This window comes from Anabaena sp. UHCC 0204 (assembly GCF_009711975.1).
In the GTDB taxonomy this organism is placed as follows: domain Bacteria; phylum Cyanobacteriota; class Cyanobacteriia; order Cyanobacteriales; family Nostocaceae; genus Dolichospermum.
This window is the reverse complement of the sequence record NZ_VIKW01000003.1, coordinates 149584-171828: the sequence shown is the minus strand read 5'-3', so window position 1 is coordinate 171828 and position 22245 is coordinate 149584. Positions and strand designations below refer to the sequence as shown.

At 38.4% G+C, this 22245-nt stretch carries 21 protein-coding genes and 1 pseudogene; 11 read left to right on the top strand and 11 right to left on the bottom strand.

All coding sequences use genetic code 11. The features are described from left to right. The first annotated feature begins 181 nt into the window (after positions 1-181). The 3 genes from gyrB (at position 182) to rpoD (ending at position 4457) form a co-directional block, all read left to right on the top strand. Positions 182-2119 (top strand): DNA topoisomerase (ATP-hydrolyzing) subunit B, encoded by a 1938-nt coding sequence (gene gyrB / locus FJR04_RS03650; RefSeq protein ID WP_168491914.1) that lies wholly within the window; start codon positions 182-184, stop codon positions 2117-2119. A gap of 846 nt (positions 2120-2965) precedes the next feature. Further along, positions 2966-3160, top strand: coding sequence for a hypothetical protein (locus tag FJR04_RS03645; RefSeq protein WP_168491913.1), 195 nt, complete (start codon positions 2966-2968; stop codon positions 3158-3160). A gap of 121 nt (positions 3161-3281) precedes the next feature. Then, positions 3282-4457: an RNA polymerase sigma factor RpoD gene (gene rpoD / locus FJR04_RS03640; protein WP_168491911.1), complete on the top strand. Its 1176-nt coding sequence runs from the start codon at positions 3282-3284 to the stop codon at positions 4455-4457. 53 nt (positions 4458-4510) lie between these two features. On the opposite strand, the gene FJR04_RS03635 is transcribed toward rpoD, so the two are convergent. Both FJR04_RS03635 and FJR04_RS03630 read right to left on the bottom strand, forming a co-directional pair. After that, positions 4511-4744, bottom strand: a complete 234-nt coding sequence (locus tag FJR04_RS03635) for a DUF1198 domain-containing protein (protein WP_168491909.1) — start codon at positions 4742-4744, stop codon at positions 4511-4513. A gap of 209 nt (positions 4745-4953) precedes the next feature. Further along, positions 4954-5862 (bottom strand): lipopolysaccharide assembly protein LapB, encoded by a 909-nt coding sequence (locus tag FJR04_RS03630; protein ID WP_168491908.1) that lies wholly within the window; start codon positions 5860-5862, stop codon positions 4954-4956. 276 nt (positions 5863-6138) lie between these two features. Between FJR04_RS03630 and FJR04_RS03625 the strand changes: the two genes are divergently transcribed. The 3 genes from FJR04_RS03625 (at position 6139) to FJR04_RS03615 (ending at position 9187) form a co-directional block, all read left to right on the top strand. Next, a complete protein-coding gene (locus FJR04_RS03625) occupies positions 6139-8169 on the top strand; it encodes an elongation factor G (protein ID WP_168491906.1) in 2031 nt (676 codons plus the stop codon). 287 nt (positions 8170-8456) lie between these two features. Further along, the gene (locus FJR04_RS03620; protein WP_168491905.1) at positions 8457-8900 is read left to right on the top strand and encodes a VOC family protein; all 444 of its coding nucleotides are present in this window, start codon (positions 8457-8459) and stop codon (positions 8898-8900) included. An 8-nt stretch (positions 8901-8908) separates the two neighbouring features. Next, positions 8909-9187, top strand: a complete 279-nt coding sequence (locus tag FJR04_RS03615; protein ID WP_168491903.1) for a hypothetical protein — start codon at positions 8909-8911, stop codon at positions 9185-9187. Positions 9188-9220: 33 nt separating this feature from the next. Here FJR04_RS03615 and FJR04_RS03610 read toward each other — a convergent pair whose 3' ends face one another. From FJR04_RS03610 to FJR04_RS03600, 3 genes are all read right to left on the bottom strand, one after another. Further along, entirely contained in the window at positions 9221-9994 is a 774-nt protein-coding gene (locus tag FJR04_RS03610) for a class I SAM-dependent methyltransferase (protein ID WP_168491901.1), read from the bottom strand. Continuing rightward, the gene (locus FJR04_RS03605; protein ID WP_168491899.1) at positions 9958-11526 is read right to left on the bottom strand and encodes a metallophosphoesterase; all 1569 of its coding nucleotides are present in this window, start codon (positions 11524-11526) and stop codon (positions 9958-9960) included. Before FJR04_RS03605 ends, FJR04_RS03610 begins: the two co-directional genes overlap by 37 nt. Positions 11527-11590: 64 nt before the next feature. After that, positions 11591-12079 carry a hypothetical protein gene (locus FJR04_RS03600; RefSeq protein WP_168491898.1) on the bottom strand — a complete coding sequence of 163 codons (489 nt, stop codon included), beginning with the start codon at positions 12077-12079 and terminating at the stop codon, positions 11591-11593. Positions 12080-12245: 166 nt separating this feature from the next. Between FJR04_RS03600 and FJR04_RS03595 the strand changes: the two genes are divergently transcribed. Then, a complete protein-coding gene (locus FJR04_RS03595) occupies positions 12246-14099 on the top strand; it encodes a serine/threonine protein kinase (RefSeq protein WP_168491896.1) in 1854 nt (617 codons plus the stop codon). 236 nt (positions 14100-14335) lie between these two features. Here the strand turns inward: FJR04_RS03595 and FJR04_RS03590 are convergent, their stop codons facing one another. From FJR04_RS03590 to ndhL, 4 genes are all read right to left on the bottom strand, one after another. Next, a complete protein-coding gene (locus FJR04_RS03590; protein WP_168491894.1) occupies positions 14336-14998 on the bottom strand; it encodes a heterocyst differentiation related protein in 663 nt (220 codons plus the stop codon). 235 nt (positions 14999-15233) lie between these two features. After that, positions 15234-16037 (bottom strand): tryptophan synthase subunit alpha, encoded by an 804-nt coding sequence (gene trpA, locus FJR04_RS03585; protein ID WP_168491892.1) that lies wholly within the window; start codon positions 16035-16037, stop codon positions 15234-15236. 81 nt (positions 16038-16118) lie between these two features. Next, on the bottom strand, positions 16119-16430 hold the full coding sequence (locus FJR04_RS03580; protein WP_168491891.1) for a DUF3007 family protein: 312 nt from the start codon (positions 16428-16430) through the stop codon (positions 16119-16121). A 27-nt stretch (positions 16431-16457) separates the two neighbouring features. Beyond that, on the bottom strand, positions 16458-16667 hold the full coding sequence (ndhL, locus tag FJR04_RS03575) for an NAD(P)H-quinone oxidoreductase subunit L (RefSeq protein ID WP_168491889.1): 210 nt from the start codon (positions 16665-16667) through the stop codon (positions 16458-16460). Positions 16668-17742: 1075 nt separating this feature from the next. Here ndhL and FJR04_RS03570 point away from each other — a divergent pair. Beyond that, the gene (locus tag FJR04_RS03570) at positions 17743-19074 is read left to right on the top strand and encodes a hypothetical protein (protein WP_168491887.1); all 1332 of its coding nucleotides are present in this window, start codon (positions 17743-17745) and stop codon (positions 19072-19074) included. Between the two features lie 223 nt (positions 19075-19297). Here the strand turns inward: FJR04_RS03570 and FJR04_RS03565 are convergent, their stop codons facing one another. Then, a complete protein-coding gene (locus FJR04_RS03565) occupies positions 19298-19732 on the bottom strand; it encodes a DUF29 family protein (protein ID WP_168491885.1) in 435 nt (144 codons plus the stop codon). A gap of 251 nt (positions 19733-19983) precedes the next feature. Here FJR04_RS03565 and FJR04_RS03560 point away from each other — a divergent pair, with 251 nt between their 5' ends. From FJR04_RS03560 to FJR04_RS03555, 3 genes and pseudogenes are all read left to right on the top strand, one after another. Next, on the top strand, positions 19984-20181 hold the full coding sequence (locus FJR04_RS03560) for a type II toxin-antitoxin system HicB family antitoxin (protein ID WP_168491883.1): 198 nt from the start codon (positions 19984-19986) through the stop codon (positions 20179-20181). Then, positions 20174-20605, top strand: a pseudogene (locus FJR04_RS26045) (Clp protease N-terminal domain-containing protein); the annotation flags it as partial. The gene FJR04_RS03560 and the pseudogene FJR04_RS26045, both read left to right, overlap by 8 nt. Next, complete coding sequence (locus FJR04_RS03555; RefSeq protein WP_254445194.1) at positions 20594-21739, top strand: Clp protease N-terminal domain-containing protein; 1146 nt, start codon at positions 20594-20596, stop codon at positions 21737-21739. The pseudogene FJR04_RS26045 and the gene FJR04_RS03555, both read left to right, overlap by 12 nt. 197 nt (positions 21740-21936) lie before the next feature. Here the strand turns inward: FJR04_RS03555 and FJR04_RS03550 are convergent, their stop codons facing one another. Beyond that, positions 21937-22227, bottom strand: a complete 291-nt coding sequence (locus FJR04_RS03550) for a hypothetical protein (RefSeq protein WP_168491879.1) — start codon at positions 22225-22227, stop codon at positions 21937-21939. Between the last annotated feature and the right edge of the window lie 18 nt (positions 22228-22245).

Here is a 22245-nt window from a genome sequence, read left to right as displayed (position 1 = left end):
AAAATTAAAAATGTAGAATTCACCGTTTTAATTCTTAATTGATAAAGGGTTACAACCCCTATGAAAATTTATCATCAAATTGCGCTACAGACGGCAGGAAGGCTTTTATGTTATAATGTTGGGGTGATTTGACTTTTTTCGCCTTTTGGCGATTTTAACCCCAAGCATCAGGAGAATTTTCATGACGAGCAGTTACAGTGCCGATCAGATTCAAGTTCTGGAAGGTCTGGAAGCCGTCCGCAAACGACCAGGGATGTACATTGGTACTACAGGTCCGCGAGGACTTCACCATTTAGTTTACGAGGTAGTGGACAACTCTGTTGATGAAGCTTTGGCGGGTCATTGTACCCATGTTGAAGTAGATATCAATGCTGATGGTTCTGTCACCGTAACAGATGATGGTCGGGGTATTCCTACCGATATTCACCCAAAAACTGGGAAATCGGCTTTAGAAACAGTGTTAACTGTTCTCCACGCTGGTGGTAAGTTTGGTGGTGGTGGCTACAAAGTTTCCGGTGGTTTACACGGGGTAGGAATTTCTGTTGTTAACGCCCTGTCTGAGTTTGTAGAAGTTACGGTTTGGCGAGATCACAAGGTACATACCCAGCGATATGAACGGAGTTTCCCCGTTACGGAATTGGTAGCGAAACCTTACAAAGAAGATAGAACTGGTACTTCTATTACCTTTAAACCAGATACACAAATTTTTACCACGAGCATAGAATTTGATTACATTACTTTATCAGGACGCTTACGCGAGTTGGCGTATCTGAATGCAGGTGTCAGAATTATTTTCACGGATCATCGTTTAGAAATTCTCAAAAGCGACACACCGAGAATAGAAACTTACGAGTACAAGGGTGGTATTAAAGAGTATATCGCCTACATGAATCGTGAGAAGCAACCTCTCCATGAAGAAATTATCTATGTGCAGGGGGAACGTAATAACGTCCAGGTAGAAGTTTCCTTGCAGTGGTGTACTGATGCTTACACAGATAATGTTCTAGGTTTTGCTAATAATATTCGGACTATTGATGGTGGTACACACCTAGAAGGTTTAAAAGCAGTTTTAACTCGGACATTAAATGCGATCGCTCGCAAACGGAATAAAATTAAAGAAGGTGAATCTAACCTCAGTGGTGAACACGTTCGGGAAGGTTTAACCGCTGTAATTTCTGTTAAAGTCCCAGATCCGGAATTTGAAGGACAAACTAAAACTAAACTGGGAAATACAGAAGTTCGCGGTATCGTAGATTCTTTTGTCGGTGAAGTTCTCACCGAGTATCTAGACTTTCATCCTGGTGTAGCTGATTCAATTCTCGATAAAGCTATTCAAGCCTTTAAAGCCGCTGAAGCTGCCCGTCATGCACGGGAATTAGTACGTCGGAAATCTGTATTAGAGTCTTCTCCTCTCCCTGGTAAATTAGCAGATTGCAGTTCCCGTGATCCTTCGGAATCGGAAATATACATCGTAGAAGGCGATTCAGCGGGTGGAAGTGCAAAGCAAGGACGCGATCGCCGGACTCAAGCAATTCTCCCTCTGCGTGGTAAAATTCTTAACATCGAAAAAACCGACGATGCCAAAATCTATAAAAATAACGAAATTCAATCGTTAATTACAGCACTCGGTTTAGGTGTCAAAGGTGAAGAATTTAATGCCTCACAATTACGATATCATCATGTAGTGTTAATGACTGATGCTGACGTAGATGGGGCGCACATCCGCACCTTGTTATTAACTTTCTTCTATCGTTATCAACGGGCGCTGATTGAACAAGGTTTCATCTATATTGCTTGTCCTCCACTCTACAAAGTAGAACGGGGAAAAAATTATCAGTATTGTTATAGCGAACGGGAATTGCAACAGCATCTAGGTACTCTTCCCAGCAATGCTAACTATACCATTCAGCGTTTTAAAGGTTTGGGAGAAATGATGCCCGAACAACTGTGGACAACCACCATGAACCCAGAAACCCGTACCCTCAAACGAGTGGAAATTGAAGACGCAGCCGAAGCAGATCGCATCTTTACCATACTTATGGGCGATCGCGTCGCACCTAGACGGGAATTCATTGAAACCTATGGTTCTAAACTCAATCTCACAGATTTAGATATCTAAGGGTAATTGGTAATTGGTGATGGGTAATTGGTAATGGGTAATGGGTAAGAATTATTTACCCGAACCCCTGCCTATTTCCTGTTACCTGTCACCTATTCCCTATTACTTTTTCACCAAAAATCATAAATTTTCCTCACAAAGAAGCAAAGCATTTGCTATGCTGAGATAGCGTAACTAAATATGATCTCCAAAACCAAGAAAATTTACTAAGTATAACCAAATTTTTTATACCCGATGACAGCAAATTTCTGAAAACACCCAGTGTGGGAATATGTAGCTGACATAGATAGATTCACTTAAAAATCTTTCTCAGCAACTCTAGCAACAATATTATTTATCAACTGATTAAAATATCGTTGTATACAATAAGAACAGTTTGTCAAGTTGCACAGGGTAGAAATCTCAACTCTGCGCTAATGTGTGAATAAGGTGAAATCTTAATTCATTCACCAGCCCACTAAAATATCCACAATCTTAACTCCCTAGTTCAGATTATTGGTATAGCATAGACAAGGGTTAGTGCCTGGAAACAAGCACAGCGAACCAGCTAATAGTGAATATGTAGAGTTGGTTTAACCAGCACGAATGCTTACAAACCACAACCCGCCGTCGGGTTTAGTTAAAGCAGTACATAGACACTATATTTTCAGTTGTGAACAATTTGTATAAGTTTTATAAAGCAGCAAGTGTGCCTACCTTTCAATTTAATGAGAATGCCACTGCCAAACCAACAAGTTTTCGACAAGATTTAATGGTGTTATCACCATTTTTAATATCTTTTTGATAAAGGTGGCTTTGTATGACTGCATGAATTCATAAATAATGCACAAAAAGAGTGCAATTTTTGTGAAACAGGCTACAATCGGAACAGTATTTACAGTTAAATCTGTCAAACGTCATCCAAATTATGTCCGCATGATCAAACTTTTTGCAGAACATGAATCTAGTTTTATAGATTCAGTCAATCAAAAGTTAAAATGCAGCATTTCCCGGTATGACTATTACAAAAGTAAACAAGCCTGCCTTAAACAGGCAAAATAGCACCGAAAATATTTTAGGGTGATCAGCCAAAACCCGATTTTCGGTTTATAGATTACTTAATGCCAAAAGTAATCAAAATGTCTTGAGTAACTGATTCTGCAAGGAGCATGAGGAACGCGGCATGAACCAGGCTAACAACGTACTCGATAATATTTATCAGCCTGACCTAGAAATGATAAATCCGCCGGAGATCGAATTAGAAGAACTCTTAATAGAAGAAGAAGAAGAGGACTTATTGCTGACAGATGATGGCGAAATTGATGATTTTTTAGAGCCTCAGTCTGATGAGGACGACGCAAAGTCTGGAAAAGCCGCTAAATCGCGTCGTCGGACACAAACCAAGAAAAAGCACTACACCGAAGATTCTATTCGTTTGTACCTGCAAGAAATTGGGCGGATTCGTTTGTTACGTGCAGACGAAGAAATTGAACTAGCGCGAAAAATTGCCGATTTACTAGAACTAGAACGAGTGCGGGAAAGGCTTTGTGAACGCCTAGAACGCGATCCTAGAGACAGCGAATGGGCAGCAGAAGTTTCATTACCATTACCAACCTTTCGTTATCGTCTGCACGTTGGCCGCAGAGCGAAAGACAAAATGGTACAGTCGAACCTACGGCTTGTAGTTTCAATTGCTAAAAAATACATGAATCGTGGCTTGTCTTTCCAAGACTTGATTCAAGAAGGTAGTCTTGGTTTGATTCGTGCTGCTGAAAAATTCGATCACGAAAAAGGCTATAAGTTTTCTACCTACGCTACATGGTGGATACGTCAAGCAATTACTAGAGCGATCGCTGATCAATCCCGCACAATTCGCCTCCCAGTTCATCTTTACGAAACCATTTCCCGGATTAAGAAAACTACAAAACTCCTATCCCAAGAAATGGGTCGCAAACCCACAGAAGAAGAAATTGCTACTCGCATGGAAATGACCATCGAGAAACTGCGATTTATTGCTAAATCAGCCCAGTTACCAATTTCCTTAGAAACACCTATTGGTAAAGAAGAAGATTCCCGTCTAGGTGATTTTATTGAATCTGATGGAGAAACACCAGAAGATCAAGTTTCTAAGAACTTACTACGGGAAGACCTAGAAAAAGTCCTAGATAGTCTTAGCCCCCGTGAAAGGGACGTTTTGAGACTACGTTATGGTTTAGACGATGGCCGCATGAAAACCCTCGAAGAAATCGGCCAGATTTTCAACGTCACCCGCGAACGCATTCGTCAAATCGAAGCCAAAGCACTCCGTAAATTACGCCACCCCAATCGGAACAGTGTACTGAAAGAGTATATTCGGTAAATGTTGGGGGCGGGTTTAAATCATTAACCTCTTAAACCTGCCCCTAGCATTCACTACATCTTTCCTTGCTGCATAACCTCTTGCAGGTGATGACGAATTTCGTGTGCTTGTTCAATTTCTGACTGACGTAATTTTTGGAAAAGTTCTACACAAGGTTGAGAATTAGCGTCCTTTGCATCTTTGATATAATTTTCATAAGCTTGAACAGCTACGGCTTTATTGTGCAGGACACTGATAAAATCATACTCTAAGTTGCTAATGGGTTCTTGAGTTTTAGTTTTACTCATGTTTCTACTCCGTTAGTTGTTGATAGCAATTCCCATGCAAGCGAGGTACAATGAGAAAGAATTAACCACAGATGAACGCAGATAAATTTGTACCTCATTAGACTAAGAAAAGTTATAATTAATTTCTACTTGTTCCCTTAGAGTTATTCATCTGTCTAAAAGCTGAGAAAATACTATATTCTGACTAGAGATATTTCGGCAGAACTTTTCTACTTATTCAATTTTTGTGCTTGTTGTAATAACTGTTGGGAATTTTTCACCCACTGTAAATTACCTTGAATATTATATAAATCTCTAGCATATTGGAAAACTTGGACAGCTTCCTTGTATTGCTTTAACTGCATGAAAACTAAACCAGCCCCATAATAGGAATTAGCATAATTAGCATTAGCTGCGGCTGATTTTCTAAAAGCGGCCAAAGCCTCATTTAATTTACCTTGATTAAACAAAATCGAACCAATATTATAGTGTGCTTCTGCATATTTGGGATTAATTTTAATTGCTTGATTAAAAGCTACCTTTGCTTCATTAATCTTACCTTGTTGTAAATAAGATATACCTAAATGATAAGAAGGTTCTGGCGCATTTTGACTATAGGTTCTGGCTTTTTGAAAAGAAGCGATCGCCTCTTTCCAATTTTTTTCCTGCTGCCTAACTAACCCCATGTTATAATGAGCAAAACCTAAATTTGGATTTAATTGCAAAGCCTGATTTAAATAATCTTTCGCCAATTTTAAATTATTTCCTTCTAATAACGCCCCACCTAAATTTGCAAAAGCTAAAGCAAATTGAGAATCAGCTTGAGTCGCTTGATAAAAAGCATCCGCCGCAAGTTGTAACTTTCCCGATTGTCGTAGTGCTAAACCTAAATTGTAATGTGCTGCTGCTAATTGAGGATCTAGTTTAATAGCTTGACGAAAAGCAGTTATTGCATCTTCTAACCTTCCCGATTGAATCGCCTGTAACCCTTGATTTAAATAGTTGATAGCTGCTTGGCTTGTAGATTGTGCCAGCATGACATTAGGGTGAGAAGTAGAAAATACTGGTTTGATATTCACACCTAATAAAAACAAACTGATTATCCCCAAGACAGGATATTTAATTAATGATAATTGCATTGATTTTCCACCAAATCACATCTTTTCTGACGATAAATAAATAAAAAGGTTGAGAATTTACGAAATATTTTACAAATATTTGATATTGAGTATCAAATTTAGTGATAATTAACACTTCTTCAAATAGATTATTACAACAAGCTACAATTTTTTATAACCGAGATTAAAAGTAGGATAATAAAAAATTGAACCAGGAATAATTCTCCTGAACAAAAAATGAATTACTCCTGAAAATATACAGAACGCGGTTGAGGGAATCACCGTAAAGGAGGATTTATGAACGAAAAAGTAAAATCCGGTTCGCGGAATGTAGCAATTGTCGGACCTTATTTAAGTGGAAAAACCACATTGCTAGAAAGCTTATTATTTGTCACCGAAGCGATTTCTCGTAAAGGTAACATCAAAGATGGTAACACAGTCGGAGATAGCGCCAACGAAGCACGCGACCGACGAATGAGCATAGAAGTAAATACCGCACATACAGATTATCATGATATTCACTTCAATTTTATTGATTGTCCCGGTTCAGTAGAATTTGCCCAAGAGACATACAATGCTTTAATGGGAGTTGATGCCGCAATTGTCGTTTGTGAACCCATGCGCGACAGAGTTCTCACCTTAGCACCCCTATTTAAATTTCTAGACGATTGGGAAATTCCCCATATCGTTTTTGTGAATAAAATGGATAGGGCAAATATTCATGTTTTAGAAACATTAAACGCCCTGAAAGCAGTTTCTAGCCGTCCCCTCGTCGCCCACCAATACCCTATCATGCAAGGGGAACAACTCACAGGATTTATTGATATGGTAAGTGAAAAAGCCTATCAATATCATGCCGGCGCACCTGCTGATTCTATCCCTTTTCCAGAAGAATTAAAAGTAGAAGAACATATAGCCAGAGCAGAAATGTTAGAAGCTTTGGCAGATTTTGACGATCATTTACTCGAAGAAATTTTAGAAGATATCGAACCACCTCAAGAAGAAATTATCAAGGATTTAAAATTAGAATTAGGTGCAGATTTAGTAGTACCTGTTTTCTTTGGAGTTGCAGAACAAGATTATGGTGTTAGACCTTTATTAGAAGCACTATTGCGGGAAGCGCCAGATCCAGAAACGACAATGGCAAGGCGTTTAGAAACAATTAATGATGTTCCCATAGCGCAAGTTCTCAAAACCTTCTACACTCCCCAAGGTGGAAAACTTTCCCTCGTGCGAGTATGGCAAGGAACATTAACTGATGGTATTGTTTTAAATGGTATTCGTGCTGGTGGTCTTTACCGTTTAATGGGACAACAACAACAGCAAATTAATCAAGCTGTAGCTGGCGAAATTGTTGCTATTAGTCGGTTAGAAGGAATTAAAACAGGAGATACAATTTCTCCAAATTCCCAGGTAACAACATTACCAAAAGCAGAACAATTAAAACCAGTTTTTGCATTAGCCATTACACCAGAAAAACGCAATGATGAAGTCAAACTTAGCAGTGCTATTACTAAATTATTAGAGGAAGATCCTTCTTTAGCTTGGGAACAACATAGAGATACTCAGGAAGTGATTCTTTGGGGACAAGGGGAAATACATTTGCAAGTTGCGTTAGATAGATTACGCCGCAAATATAATTTACCAATGTCTACTCGTCTTCCTCAAATTCCTTATAAAGAAACCATTCGCAAATCTGTAAACTCAGTTCATGGACGTTATAAACATCAAAGTGGCGGACATGGACAATTTGGAGACGTTTATTTAGATATTAATCCTCTACCAAGAGGTGAAGGTTTCAATTTTAATGAAAAGATTGTTGGTGGTGTCGTTCCTAGACAATATATTCCTGGGGTAGAAATGGGAGTGCGGGAATTTCTCACACATGGTCCGTTAGGCTTCCCAATGGTAGATGTAGCGGTGACATTAACCAATGGTTCTTATCACAGCGTTGATAGTTCCGAACAAGCTTTTAAACAAGCTGCACGTTTAGCTATGCAGACGGGAGTAACTCTAGCGCAACCTACGTTATTAGAACCAATTTTAAAGGTAGATGTGACTAATCCCAGTGAGTTTACTTCTAAAGTTTTGCAACTGTTGACTGGTAGACGGGGGCAGATTTTAGGCTATGAAGGTAGACATGATTGGCAAGGTTGGGATCATGTTTGTGCATATTTACCCCAAGCAGAAATGCAGAATTTTATTGTAGAATTGCGATCGCTCACTTTAGGCGTTGGTTCTTTCCATTGGGAACAAGATCATCTGCAAGAAGTACCGGAAAAGCTGGCTGAACGCATTCTAATCATTAATGGTGGTAACGGTAAATAATCTAACCTCGTTCCCAGTCTCTGACTGGGAATGCTATTAGGAAGGTTCTATCTTCCGTTTTTGCCTTACGCAAAGGCGCAAAGAAAGAAGATGAAGAAAGATCAATATTGTTCTGGTAAATAATCTTGATTTAAACTTTCTTCTGTAGTAGAGGGAGAATCTACAGGAAAAGTCTCAAGTGATAATTCTGTTTCTAAAGAAGCTTGTTTTCTCGCATCTTAATAACCTTTGCTAAAGGTCATCTTATGATGGGTTACAGTATATGAAAAAATTCCCAATTATCAAAAATGGCTAATAATACTATTCCCACTGGATATTTACGCAAAGTCCATCATATTGCTTTTAATGTCGCCGATATGGCAGCATCTCGCCGTTTTTACGGTCATATTTTAGGATTACATGAACTTACAGGAGAAGAAGTACCCGCAACATTAATAGAACTTGTCAATACTGGCAAAGTCGCTAATTTTGTTACTCCTGACGGTACAATAATTGATTTATTTGGAGAACCAGAATTATCACCACCAGATTCAGATCCGAGTAAATCCTTTACCAGAGCATATCATTTGGCGTTTGATATTGATCCAGAATTATTTGACCAAGCATTGACAGTAATTCAGGAAAATAATCTAGTCATTGCACACGGTCCTGTGAGTCGTCCGACTGGTAGAGGGGTGTACTTTTATGACCCCGATGGGTTTATGATTGAAATTCGTTGTGATCCTCATTAAATGCGAAGATGGAAAAAATATTAAAAGCTATTGCAGACGTAATTACTAACCCACCAATTCCCCACGAACCCCATAAACAATCTTTGAAAAATTGGGCGATGTATTGCTTACGGGATAGAGGTTTTATAGTAGTTTTTGCCCAAAATGCTGATTTTGCGGTGCAGTTTAAAAACGGTGACAAGTTCTATTTTAAAGTTACCAATCAAGCTGAAGGTTTAGACAATAGTCTCAACTGGATTGTTTGGGATAATGTTAATAAAACCACCTGTTTGATCCCTCAAGCATAGGGTTATGGCTAATGACCGCAGAATCAGATAAATTTATGATTTGACATCTGATTTAATCTGCGGTTTTTCAAATACCATATAATGTTGACTTGGTAATACTTCTTCAGTTCCTCGCCACACTAAACCCACTGTTTGCATTTCTTGAGTAACTTGCTTTTGAGTCATTTTGTGTAATCTTTGAATAGGAATAAAGGGATTTTCGCCCCGATATTCTACTAACACTACTCTACCACCAGGTTTTAAAGCTTTAATAATTCCTTTCATCATTTCTTGGGGATATTCAAACTCATGATAAGCATCTACCATTAATGCTAAATCTATGCTTTCTTCTGGGAGATTAGGATTATTAGGAATTGCTAATACTGGTTCAACATTAGTAATATTTAGGTCTTGTTTAATATACCCAATTATTTCTAACATTTGTGTTTGAATATCCACCGCTAATACCTTACCCTGGGGTACTAAGGAAGCAATCCGAAAAGTAAAATAACCTGTACCAGCACCAATATCTGCTACGACATTATTAGGTTTTAAATTGAGGAGACCAATAACTTCATTGGGTTTTTCCTGTGCTTCACGTTTAGGTCTTTCTAACCAACTCGCCCCTGTATACCCCATAAATCTAGCAATTTCTCTTCCCATATAGTATTTACCAATACCATCAGGACTGGGATGTTCTTGCTGTTGATAAGGGGAAGTGGGAGAAGTATCTGCTGTGGAGAGATTGGGGTTCAGGACGAATATTCCCAAACTTACCACGATGATGAAAATTAGATTATAAAAGGTTTTAAAGAGCGATCGCACCATTTTCCCTCAACTAACTCTGTAACAAGTGGTGTCATTATAAACTTAGCAGGAAAACCTCCCTTCACATCCATTCGCACACAAGAATAAGGTTTTCTTTTCTCAAAACCGCTACCACTCCTTCCCACATACAACAGCGAATCTGCAACTTTGCGAATGGAAATACCAGTATTACTACTAAAGGTTTCTAGCAATTCTCCCCCCTGCGGTCGTTGACGACGTGGACGATGACCGCTGCCACCAGAGATTATATAATTAATATGAGCATCTGCGTGTCCTGTATCAACTGTCCGCAGATGTTCTAAACAATGAGCGTGTCCACTAAATACTACATCTACTATGGGGCAATTCTGAGTAATATTACCCAAACTTTTCGCAACTTCATCCAAAACTCCCCGCAAACGATGACGCACAGCTAAAGTTTGTCCTTGATTCCATTTACTTCCTTCTGTAACATAAGGTGGATGATGGCAAAAGATTATCCGTCCTCGCACTGCTGGATTCTGCCAAGATGCAATTAATCTATCTCTTAACCATGCTAACTGTTCAAAATCAACATTAGTATCAGTATGAGATTCTAATTGCTTTTCAATATCAATTTTAACTTCATTAATTTGGTCTAATTTAGCCACAAGTTCAGCTAATAGTTCCGCTTCATCAGGGTTATCTGGATTTAGCTTGTCAAACTCCGCCAGCATCTGTAATTCTTCTGCGTCAATTTCCTGACGACGTTTTGTCAATTCCTGACGAAAATTGTCCCCAGCTTGATTATTAGGTAAAGGTGCAGGTGTATTGAAAGTATTAGAATCTAGGGCAAAAAAGTCAATACCACCGTAACGAAAATTATAATAGCGATTAGGTAAACGAGTAAAATTTCCTGGTTGATAGCGCAAACACCGATCTGTATCAGTTCTGGCGGTATAATATTGATTTAAATGATTTTCTAAGTCGGCTGGAGAAATTTCCGCTAAATAATCCAAAAAAGCTCTAGCATAAGCATCACCTTGATTAGATCCATGCCAACCAATTTCAATATCTTTGTAACGCAACATCCGCCGCAAAGGCAAAGTTGAACCAGTTAGCAACCGATAGAGTAAAGGTACATCATAGTAATCATGATTACCCAACACTGGCAAAATCGGCAACTTAAACACCATTTGATTATAAGCAATATCTTCTGGGCGATCGCCACCAACTAGAAATTCCCGATAAGGTTCAATAAAATTGCTTGGGTAATATTCACGTGAACCCACCATATAAATCACATCACCCGTGTGTAGCACGAAACGAGAATCATCACCATGATTTAACATCATTTTGGCAACTTCGCGTTGGGGATGATGTCCAGGATAGGATTTAGTCCCAGTATCACCCATAACCATAAACGAAAATTCTGGAATTTCTTGCCTACCATCATCTATCACCATGCAGGTCTGATCAATTCCCTGCTGTAAAATACTCGAATGCTTCCATCGCACCCGTTGTTTCATCTTTTCAATTTTGACCAGAATCGTCGGTTCAGAAATGAATTTCATGGCAAAAATAAGCTAACGTCTAAGCTGATTCTAACTATAGAATCCTCATAGTTTGAATTTAAACTCAAGTTACTGGTAAATTAGCGAACACCTGTTTCACCAATTCCTGAGTTTTATTTTCTAAGTGTTGCCAATCTACATCCCCATATTCATCAATTAAGCTAGTATCAATATCAACTGCTACACTTTCTGGACTATAATTCAAAAAACATACTTGATAACACAAATCCCATAAATCTACACTGACTTGTTGCTGTTGACTTTGTAAAAGTAAGTGATATCCTGGATGGGGTATTGGCAAACTAGCAAGAGTTTTTCTAATTTCCTCTGCTTGTGTCGGTGTTGCTGTTTCAATTTCCTGCACCAACTGAGTGACTAAAGCTTTTGTTTCATCAGTCGTGTTAGCAGGCCAAGTCAACACATCTTGGTAAGTACCTTTCCAATTAGATATATCAAGGTGCTTGCGAATATTATCAATTACGCGAATAAAAGCAGGTTGCATCAAGATTTCAGCTTGTTGCCATGAGGTAGAATTAGTGATCTTAGGTGGCATTGCTAGTAAATAGGGATACTGAAAGCACAATTAACAATTAGTTTTGATGAAAGAACTATACTTTTACTTTAAATCTTTTCTCAAGATACCTGATTTCAGAAAGGGAAATTTGGAGATATTTACTACTATCGGCAAAATTAGGCTGTAAAGCTGGAGAGGGAAATTTATGATAGGAAAATTACTAGATCATCGCTACCAAGTCATTCGCATCTTGGCGACGGGGGGATTTGGTCAAACCTATATTGCCCAAGATACCAGACGGCCAGGCAATCCCATTTGCGTAGTTAAGCACCTCAAACCAGCTAATTCTGACTCTAACATCTTTGCCACTGCCAAAAGACTATTCCACAGTGAAGCAGAGACTTTAGAAAAATTGAGTAACCATGACCAAATACCCAGACTTTTAGCTTATTTTGACGAAAATCAAGAATTCTTTTTAGTCCAAGAATTTATTGATGGACATACTCTCAATGAAGAACTCATCCCCGGACAGCCTTGGAGTCAAACTCAAGTCATGCAAATGTTGCTGGACATTTTGAGTATTTTAGAGTTTGTTCACCAAGAAGGTGTGATTCACCGCGACATCAAGCCAGATAATATCATTCGCCGTGCTGCTGATTATAAATTAGTTTTAGTAGACTTTGGTGCTGTTAAACAATTACGTTCTCCTCTAGTGACAGTCAGAGGACAACAAACAGCTACAGTAGCCATTGGTACGCCTGGCTATATGCCTACAGAACAAGGACAAGGTAAACCTAGACCCAATAGTGATATTTATGCGTTAGGAATCATTGCTATTCAGGCATTAACGGGAATTCCCGCTAGTCAATTGCAAGAAGACCCAGATACAGGGGAAATTAACTGGCAGCATTTAATTCCTATTCATCCTGGGTTGGCAGCAGTCTTAACGAAAATGGTCCGCTACCATTTCAAAGAACGTTATCAAACAGCAACGGAAGCATTACAAACTTGTCGGGAGTTGGTAAATATCAGCCCGGAATTTTCTCAAATCCCTGCATCTCCTCAAATTATTTATCAATCTCCTCAAAGTCCATCTTCAAAATTTACACAGAAAACAATGGCGGTTTCTCCCGCTAATCATGTTCGTTCTCAACCTGATCCTCAACCATCTATTCCCCAAGATTTTAATAAACCCGATCCTTTACCTTTATTAATTGGCATATTATTAGCAGGTGGTGTAGCGGCTTTATTTACAAATATATATCCCAATTTTCAGAATTTAACTGCTAATTGGACTGGGGGAAATACTAAATCAACCAATAAATGTTTGGCTATGGTTGCGGCTAATTCTAATATCCGTTCTGAACCCAGTGCTATCAATTCTGATAATATTTTAAAAACTTTGGGTGCAGCAGATGAATTTGAGGTGACGGGTAAGCGAACAAAGCGAGGCTGGGTGGAGGTGAAACTTTTATCTGGACGCTTGGCTTGGGCGCATTCTGATATTATTTCTAATAATCAAACCTGGATTGAATGCCGTCGAGATAAGGGTTTAGCTATTCAAACTGTAGATGATAGTCCTTTAATTGCATCCCGTCCAGTTCCTTCCGTGCCAATTAAACCTAGTGTAATTCCCACGCCTCAAGCATCTTTACCACCTACTGAAGATAAGGCGAAAACAGTGGCAAAAGCTAGACAAAAATTTGAGTCAGGAGATATACAAGGAGCAATTTCTCTGCTGAAATCAACTTCGGGAAATGCTGTTTCTAGTGTTAAAGAAACAGTTGATATTGTTAATCAATGGCAGAGTGATTGGGCAAAAGCAGAAGCGTTAGCTAAGGATATTAATAAAGCCATTGATAATGGTCAATGGGATGAGGTTTTAGCTTATCGAGATCATCCAGAAAAGCTACCTAATATTAAATACTGGCGCGATAAGTTAGAGCCAATGTTTAAGCAAGCTGCTGATAATGTTTCTAAACAGGCATTACCCAAGGAAAATCAACCTGTAAATCAAGATCAAACAACTCCATCAGAAACACCAAAAAATGGGGTTTAAATAGGGTTACTAGGTGCGAAGCATTCGGTGTAAGGGCGAAGCATTCAATGTAAGGGCGAAGCATTCGGAAAAGAAACTTGGGAAAGAACCGATAATTTGTCGCCCGAATGCTTCGCCCCTACTGGGAAAAAACCGATAATTTGTCGCCCGAATGCTGATGCTTCCAGTCCCGTCAGGGATACCTACTTGGACAGCCCAAAATTCGCAAATCGCTGCTGCAAATAGGTGGCAATAGCTTAGTGCATTTCGTCGTATTCTGCCGTTTCTACTCTTCTGGGTTCTATGCGAGAAGAGGGTAAAAACTCAGCGCGACGCACGGGGGTCAAAGGTGGTGTTGATCCATTATAAGGATGAATTACCTGGACAGTGCGAGTTGGGCGCTGTTTGGGTGCAAATAATGACAGAACTCCAGCCACCACAACACCTCCACCAATGGTTAATGTTGCACCACCCACAGCCCAAAGCATTGGTGAAGACCACCATTGATTTTGTTCAGATGGGAAGGGAACTATTTTTTGTTGATTAACTTGTTGTTGAGCTTGTTGTAACTGCCACTGTTGGGTAGTGAAATTTTGAACTTGTACTTGGAGTTGTTGATTTTGTAATCTTAGTTGTTCATTATCATTTTTAAACCGCTCCATCTGCATATTCAGCTTTTCCATTTCTAGACGCTGATCTGAGTTCGGAGCAGTTGGTGGTTGGTTGGAATATACTGGTTGCCCGTAATTAACAGGATACTGCATAGGTGGCTGCATTACCTGGGGTGCCATTAATGTCCCTGGCATTTGGGGGCTGACAGCAAAATTCGATGATACAGGGGTGTTTGTGCCTTTAAGCAGGACTAGAGCCGCCAACCCAGCTACAGCGACTCCGCCAATAAATGCCATACTTTCACTCATTGCTGTTACCCCTCAAATCCTACTGAACAGTAACTCAGTTGTAACTGACGCACTCTCACACGCATAATTTGTTGCCTACTTTGATATTATATTTCAGAGTCAATTTTTAACTCAGTGTATCAGTTAGTTTTTTGTCTATCCTAATATATGCTGTTATTATTTAAGACGATTACAGTCAGATTGTCCACTAGAGAATAACAAAAAAATACACTATTTAGGCAATTTTTATCTTTGGTTAGGTGGGATTCTTGATGGCTGTCTTGAGTGTGTGGCAAAATTGAGCGATCGCCTCTAATCCTTCTGCTGGTGTTCCTTCTGCTAATCTCTTCACCACGGCACTACCGACAATTGCGGCATCTGCGCCCCATGCTTTTACTTGACGTGCTTGTTCAGGGTCAGAAATCCCAAAGCCCACACCGATGGGTTTATCTGTAACATGACGAATTTGTTGGAGTAAATCAGAAACTCGTCCTTGCATTTGGGTTCGCATTCCTGTGACACCAGTAACACTGACCAAATAGATAAATCCTTGAGAAGCACGAGCGATCGCTTCTATCCTCTCAGGAGAACTTGTCGGAGCTACCAATAGAGTTAAATCTATTCCCACCTCAGCCGCTGGTTTTATTAGCCCTGCTGCCTCTTCCAATGGCAAATCAGGCACAACTAACCCGGCTACTCCAGCATCTTGAATTTGCTGAAGAAATTTATCAATGCCTCGATGTAAAATGGGATTGTAATAGGTAAATAAAATAATAGGCGATCGCAAACTCGGACTAATCCCTTTGAGCATTTCTAGCACTTGCTCTAACGTTGTCCCTCTTTGCAAAGCACGAGTAGCAGCAGCCTGAATCACCGGACCATCTGCCAAAGGATCAGAATAGGGTACACCCAACTCAATAATATCAGCACCAGAATTATCTAGAACCTGCAAAGCTTTAGCTGTAGTTTCTAAATCTGGATCACCAGCCGTAATAAAAGGAATCAAAGCGCATTCCTGATTCCGTCTCAAAGTTTCAAAGCAACGAGAAATAGCAGTCATTTCACCTAGTCAGTAGTCAGTGGTTAGTTGTCAGTTGTCATTTATCAACAAAAAACTGACAACTGAACCATAATAATACCTCTAAACCTGAGATTCTTTTTCTTGTTCAATCTCAGCTTGAAGTTTGGCTAATTCTTCAGGAGAAAGTTCATCAAGGCGCTTTTGCAAAAAAGCTGTTTCATAAGCTTCTCGCTGTTGATGGTAGGTCATTTTATTCCCCACGGCTCGGAAAATATAGGTGCATAACCAACCAATTAAGCCAGCTATCAAGAATACTTGACTCCAAATTCCCGCATTCTGACTGTCTAAACCCACTAGCTGCAAACCCACATAAGCCAAGCCACCGGCTACAAAAACGCCGAAGCCAATACCAATCGCGTCAATACGTCGCATGAGAATTATGACCTACCAAATCTTAATTTAAGCAATTTTTCGAGGACGGGGGTGTAAATTCACAAATGGTGAAAGAACTAGCAAACCCGGAAAGAAGAAGAACACCAAAAAGTACATAAACACTCGTTCCACAGAACCACACGTATACCATCTTAAGCTCAAGTAGAAAAAGACAGCAATTGGTATTACCAGCAAATAAGCGCCAGCCAAACTCAGATACAGTAGTGCTACAACCATATACTTACCGCAAAGTAAAGAAATAAGAGGGTTCAATTTCTATCATAAGCTGAATCTGGTTTAGAGGAATTATAGATAGGAGTGAAAATTAAATCTGCGTCTTCCATAATCTTTGCAGAGCCGTTCCTTGTCCAGGGATTCTCGGCTCTACATTTGTAGGGTGGTTAATGCCCACCTCTAAATTATTTAAAAAAAAAGATCAAAAATCTAAAATGTGTGATACGATATATATCGGCCATTAAACATGAGTCTGTGGCTATTTTTCTCTGTCAATGCCAACAACTAGCGTTAGCAAATAAAATTTTAAAATTTACTTGCACAAAAAACGCAACTAATGGTATAACAGACAAGCAGGTGAAAACCGCGTAAAAAAAAGTAAATAACCCTTTGGGGGTGTGGCGGAATGGTAGACGCTACGGACTTAAGGAATTGAGCCTTGATCGAGAAATCTTTTAAGTGACCGCTCTCAAACTCAGGGAAACCTAAATCTAGTTATAGATACGGCAATCCTGAGCCAAGCCCAGAAAATTTATACTTCTGGGAAGGTGCAGAGACTCGACGGGAGCTACCCTAACGTTAAGACGAGGGTAAAGGGAGAGTCCAATTCTCAAAACCTAAACTTGCTTCAGCAGATAGGTAGTAGCGAAAGCTGCAAGAGAATGAAAATCCGTTGACCTTAAACGGTCGTGGGGGTTCAAGTCCCCCCACCCCCATTTAAAATTAAGTAAATAAAAAAATGTGCTAGAATACTGGTTTGGTTTTCTCAAACCTAATGATCTAGTACATTTTTATTTTTGGAGATTTTATAGATTCAACATTCAGGAACTACAAATGACCAAAGGTAAGTTTTTTCCTTTAACAATATTTGACGTGAATTAAGTAACACTTAAATTCAAATATTACATACTAATTAATTCAGTATTTTGTGATTACTAACAAACTGCTGATCTTTGGAATACCTAGACTTAGAAATAAGGAAGATAGTACAGCAGAGTGGAAATAAACCACCCATTTCCAATCCCACCCTGTATTAATTTTGTATTTTGTATTTTGAATGCAGCCTTGTGATACTAGCATGATTGATAAGAATTTATCCACAGGTCAGAAAAATAAATCCACTGTTAAAGCTGAATTTGATCAAATAAAATTTCAAAATGATCAAAATGAGATTTATAGTTTTTTACTCACAACTGTTAAACAAGAAATACCGGAAAAAACCTTACTAGAATTCAAACGCTTATTTATAGAAAGTTTACGCATTCATAGAGACGAGGATGTACCAGAAACATATAAAATATTTTCCACCCAACAAGAACAGGAATTTCACAATACCATTAAACGCTGTTGCTATATTTTAGTCAATAACTGGGAACCAGCCAAACATTATAAATATATCCAAGATTTATTAGGGATTTTCACTGATTATCAAAGAGAAAATCAGGTATTTATTTCTCCTTTCATCTATCCTTATAGTATATGGTTAAATAACTTTATTAATAGCCGAGATTACGAAGAATTAAAAATATTCACCAATAGATCCCAGGAAGACACTCCAAGTAATTGGATTAATAGATACAGTGCATATCTATTATTTGCTCAATCTTGTGATGATAAAAATCCTCCAGAACAAAGAAATGCAGCGAGAAAAGTAGCTAAACAAATAAGAGAAAAATTCAAATTTGAATTAGCTATGTATGTCGCTCACTCTCATTCTTCTGATAATTATAGCAATAATAAATATAAGAATCCCAGTATGTTGGGAGATGATGTTCTCAGATTAATCAAGATTATTGTCAGTAAAAAAGGTTCATTAAGTTATGAAAATATTGCTAACATATTTGTTCAACAGACGCAGAAACAAAGATTGGGAGAATACAAAGAAAATATTCAAAAATATTTATTATTTTCTGCTGGAGATACACCAGCATTTATTAAACCTATCCAACAGCATTTACGAGAAAATCTCTCAGAATGGAAAGCTGAAAGTGATGAAGAAATAATTGATAAAGGGTTAGTTCTGAGAATATGTAATCGCATCATTGATATTTTGACCACAGAAAATAGTAAAGAACCTGCATTATTATTTAAATTATTGATGTCTCAAGGTCATTCCCTGACATTAGTTATTCTCTTAATCAAGATTATTTTGATTTCTTCCAATTCCAGAACACATTTAGAGATTCGTATTTCCCAATTGATTAGTTATTATGAAAAATATCCAGTTGACGAATGTCAATGGTTAATAAATTTTCTAGAGATATTTAATATTACATTTGCTATTTATGCGGGAAATATTGAATATTCCCTAATTAATATGAAAGATCACAAACAAACTTTTCATGTGCAAGCTAATTTAAATGATTATCGAGTTTTTTCTCAACTAAAATTAGATGCAGAAAATAAGTAGTGGATGTACGAACGAGGAGTGAGGAATAAATTTGACATTGCATTTTGTAGAGTTATCTGAGCGATCTGCTTGTAGCAGCGATTCGCTATCAATTACGAAAATAAATATTTTGGGCGGGGAAAGCGATCGCATTGACTTGACGCGGACTGATACGAACTGCTGGGTTAACAGTAGAAGAGTTTATTGCCGCTGTTTAAATATTTGGAATCCTTAACCACCCAGTTTAAATTTCTAGATTTGTAGAGATTAAGATCATGGCGCGATCGCATATCTCTTGACGGTTGACTAGTTTGGCTAACTCATGAGGTTCATAGCGTCCTTCCTCAACCTCTAAGGAGGCGCGATCAACTGCTTCTGTATAAGCTTCGGAAATTGCTAGGCGTAATTCATCGGTATTGAGGTATGTTCCGCCAGCTTTACGTCGCTGGTTTTTGGTTTGGATACCGCGTATAGAGTTGCGAATTGATAGCTCCCACGATTTCGTGGTGCGATTTTCTGCTTTTTGCTTGATTAGATGCATGATCAGAATTACTGCATAACTACGAATGTTGTTGATTTTATCGTCTCTACTCATTTCTTCTAATTCATCAACAATTGCCAAAGCTCCAGTCATATCACCTTTAAGTAGTAATTCCCTTAATGTCAAAAGTTCTTCCATATCTTTAGTGATGTGAGAATGAGATATATAGTAGTTATAGCATTAGTTACTATATCTATTAAGATAAGAGGCGATCGCTACGCTGACCTTCGGATAGTATAATCCTAAACATAAGAAGATGATTGTTGAGGCGATCGCAATTGACTTTTCATGAGAATCTGCGATAATTTTTTGTTATAATTGTACAAATTTAGTTGAATAATCCAGATTTTAACAGCTAAGATACAAGTATTACTTAACTATCACTTAGTATGAAATTCAATGTCACGATTGATAGAGACAAAGATAGTGTCTGGATTATTGAATGTCCTAGTATTCCTGGTTGCATTAGTCAGGGAGAGACAAAAGAAGAGGCTTTAGAGAATATTCAAGATGCAATTTCTGCTTGCTTACAAGTGAGGGCAGAAATGGGGTTGCCATTGACTATGGTGACAGTTGAATATGTTTGAAAGGTTTACAGACAAAGCGGTTAAAGTCCTCATGCTGGCTCAAGAAGAAGCTCGTCATCTCGGTCATAATTTTGTCGGATCAGAGCAAATCTTATTGGGTCTGATCGGAGAAGGAACTGGCGTTGCCGCCAAAGTACTTAAATCAATGGGTGTAAATCTCAAAGATGCACGTATTGAAGTCGAAAAAATTATCGGACGCGGCTCTGATTTTGTCGGAGTCGAAGTCCCTTTTACACCTCGATCCAAGAGAGTCCTAGAACTGTCGGTAGAAGAAGCTCGCCAATTGGGACACAACTACGTCGGAACAGAGCATCTATTGCTAGGACTAATTCGTGAAGGTGAAGGAGTTGCTGCTAGGGTTTTAGAAAATTTGGTCGGGGATCTATCTAAAGTTCGCACGGCAGTAATACGTATGTTGAATGATCCACGTAAAGATATCATACTTATCGTTGATTATTTCACAAAAAAGAGTCTTCAATGTCTTCTTGTTTCATCTCATGAAGCCATTAATTTTAGTCAAAGAAAAGTAACTTTAGAGTTGCTCTTTTTAGGGCTACTTAAGGAAAGTACATCTCTTGCTGCCAGTTGCTTACTTCCGATGGGAATAACTTTAAAAAATACAGTAACCACAACCACGAAAAGACTTACTTGTCAGGCTTTTACACCCGATGAATTGAAACTTTTAGAGGTTTTACGAGCCTCAACGCACCGATTAAATTCTGAATTATCTAAAGTTGTTATTGAAAGAGAGAAAGCAGAAAACAGACAAGATTTTGAAATGGCATCAGCTTTTCGAGATCGAGAAAATGATATCAAAAAACAAATTAGCTTACTGAAAAGTCGAATAGCCTCTGAAACTTGGGAAATCTTTGAGCATACATTTGTCAGAAATGTATCTGATATTAACTTTTCTGATGAATCACTTGATGCGTTAAGGTTAGCAGTGAAGGAATCTCAAAGACTTAATCATAATCATGTTAATCCTGAACACATTTTGTTAGGATTACTTGAGACTGGAGGTTTGGAATTTGTGGATTTTTTAGAAGAACTAGGAACACACGCATTGTCACTTCGTAAAAGGCTTGACAATCTCCTTGCTGGAGAATCATACACATCCAAAAACTCGAACGTATATATCGAAAACCTTGTCAATAATGGAGGAGAAATTGTGTCTGAAAAATCAATAAATATTAATGCAGGTAGGGACATTAGCGGTTCTGTTATCAACCTCGGAGAAATTTCGGGTAACGTCTCTAACACCATCAATCAATTACAAGAGTCAAAAGAAGCAAACACCTCAGAATTAGCCGATTTGCTGAAACAACTACAGTCTTCTATTAATTCTGAAGACAATGGATTGGATGATAAAGACAAAGCCAAGGCACTGAAATATATTGATGCCATCGGAAAGCTGGGAAGCAAGCAAAACGATTTGACATTGCGCGAAAATGCCGATACTGCCTTAGATGCCTTATCTGCGATTGTTGGGAAAGTTTCAAGTCTCTTTAGTTCAGCAAAACCATTAATTGACTCCGTGAAAGCAATCTTAGGATTTTAAGGGGAATCAGTGCGATCGCCTCTTAACAAATTTTAGAAGATGATTGTTGAGGCGATAGCCAAGCATTCTGTAGGAATCGCTTATTTACGGCAGAAACGTCCGAATTGCCGAACGAAAGAAGTTTTAATCCTGTTAATCCTTAAATCCTGGACATCCTGATTCAGACAAGAATATTAGCTTGGTAATTGTTGAGTAACTTATGCTATTGCTTCTAATTTTTGCAAATAATTAGTTAATTTATTCTTTATTTTAATCTCCCCAGCCCAACTTACATATTCTTCGTCTCCTCCTTCTAGGTCTTCTGCTGTCCAATCAGTGAAAAAATGCTCAGATGAGACGTGATATTTTGTTTCAAATTCATTTAACAACTTATTAGTTTTTGCTAGTGAACGCTGTAAGCTTTTAATTTCCGATTCAATAGCTGATTGAACTAGGTTTTTTTCACTTTCAATGTCGGGAGAGTCAGATTTAATTTGTATTTGTAACATCAAATTTACCTCCAATAA

Coding starts and splice junctions, on each gene's coding strand:
- gyrB (WP_168491914.1), top strand. CDS start 182: ATGACGAGCAGTTACAGTGCCGATCAGATTCAAGTTCTGGAAGGTCTG.
- rpoD (WP_168491911.1), top strand. CDS start 3,282: ATGAACCAGGCTAACAACGTACTCGATAATATTTATCAGCCTGACCTA.
- FJR04_RS03635 (WP_168491909.1), bottom strand. CDS start 4,744: ATGAGTAAAACTAAAACTCAAGAACCCATTAGCAACTTAGAGTATGAT.
- FJR04_RS03630 (WP_168491908.1), bottom strand. CDS start 5,862: ATGCAATTATCATTAATTAAATATCCTGTCTTGGGGATAATCAGTTTG.
- FJR04_RS03625 (WP_168491906.1), top strand. CDS start 6,139: ATGAACGAAAAAGTAAAATCCGGTTCGCGGAATGTAGCAATTGTCGGA.
- FJR04_RS03620 (WP_168491905.1), top strand. CDS start 8,457: ATGGCTAATAATACTATTCCCACTGGATATTTACGCAAAGTCCATCAT.
- FJR04_RS03615 (WP_168491903.1), top strand. CDS start 8,909: ATGGAAAAAATATTAAAAGCTATTGCAGACGTAATTACTAACCCACCA.
- FJR04_RS03610 (WP_168491901.1), bottom strand. CDS start 9,994: ATGGTGCGATCGCTCTTTAAAACCTTTTATAATCTAATTTTCATCATC.
- FJR04_RS03605 (WP_168491899.1), bottom strand. CDS start 11,526: ATGAAATTCATTTCTGAACCGACGATTCTGGTCAAAATTGAAAAGATG.
- FJR04_RS03600 (WP_168491898.1), bottom strand. CDS start 12,079: ATGCCACCTAAGATCACTAATTCTACCTCATGGCAACAAGCTGAAATC.
- FJR04_RS03595 (WP_168491896.1), top strand. CDS start 12,246: ATGATAGGAAAATTACTAGATCATCGCTACCAAGTCATTCGCATCTTG.
- FJR04_RS03590 (WP_168491894.1), bottom strand. CDS start 14,998: ATGAGTGAAAGTATGGCATTTATTGGCGGAGTCGCTGTAGCTGGGTTG.
- trpA (WP_168491892.1), bottom strand. CDS start 16,037: ATGACTGCTATTTCTCGTTGCTTTGAAACTTTGAGACGGAATCAGGAA.
- FJR04_RS03580 (WP_168491891.1), bottom strand. CDS start 16,430: ATGCGACGTATTGACGCGATTGGTATTGGCTTCGGCGTTTTTGTAGCC.
- ndhL (WP_168491889.1), bottom strand. CDS start 16,667: ATGGTTGTAGCACTACTGTATCTGAGTTTGGCTGGCGCTTATTTGCTG.
- FJR04_RS03570 (WP_168491887.1), top strand. CDS start 17,743: ATGATTGATAAGAATTTATCCACAGGTCAGAAAAATAAATCCACTGTT.
- FJR04_RS03565 (WP_168491885.1), bottom strand. CDS start 19,732: ATGGAAGAACTTTTGACATTAAGGGAATTACTACTTAAAGGTGATATG.
- FJR04_RS03560 (WP_168491883.1), top strand. CDS start 19,984: ATGAAATTCAATGTCACGATTGATAGAGACAAAGATAGTGTCTGGATT.
- FJR04_RS03555 (WP_254445194.1), top strand. CDS start 20,594: ATGTTGAATGATCCACGTAAAGATATCATACTTATCGTTGATTATTTC.
- FJR04_RS03550 (WP_168491879.1), bottom strand. CDS start 22,227: ATGTTACAAATACAAATTAAATCTGACTCTCCCGACATTGAAAGTGAA.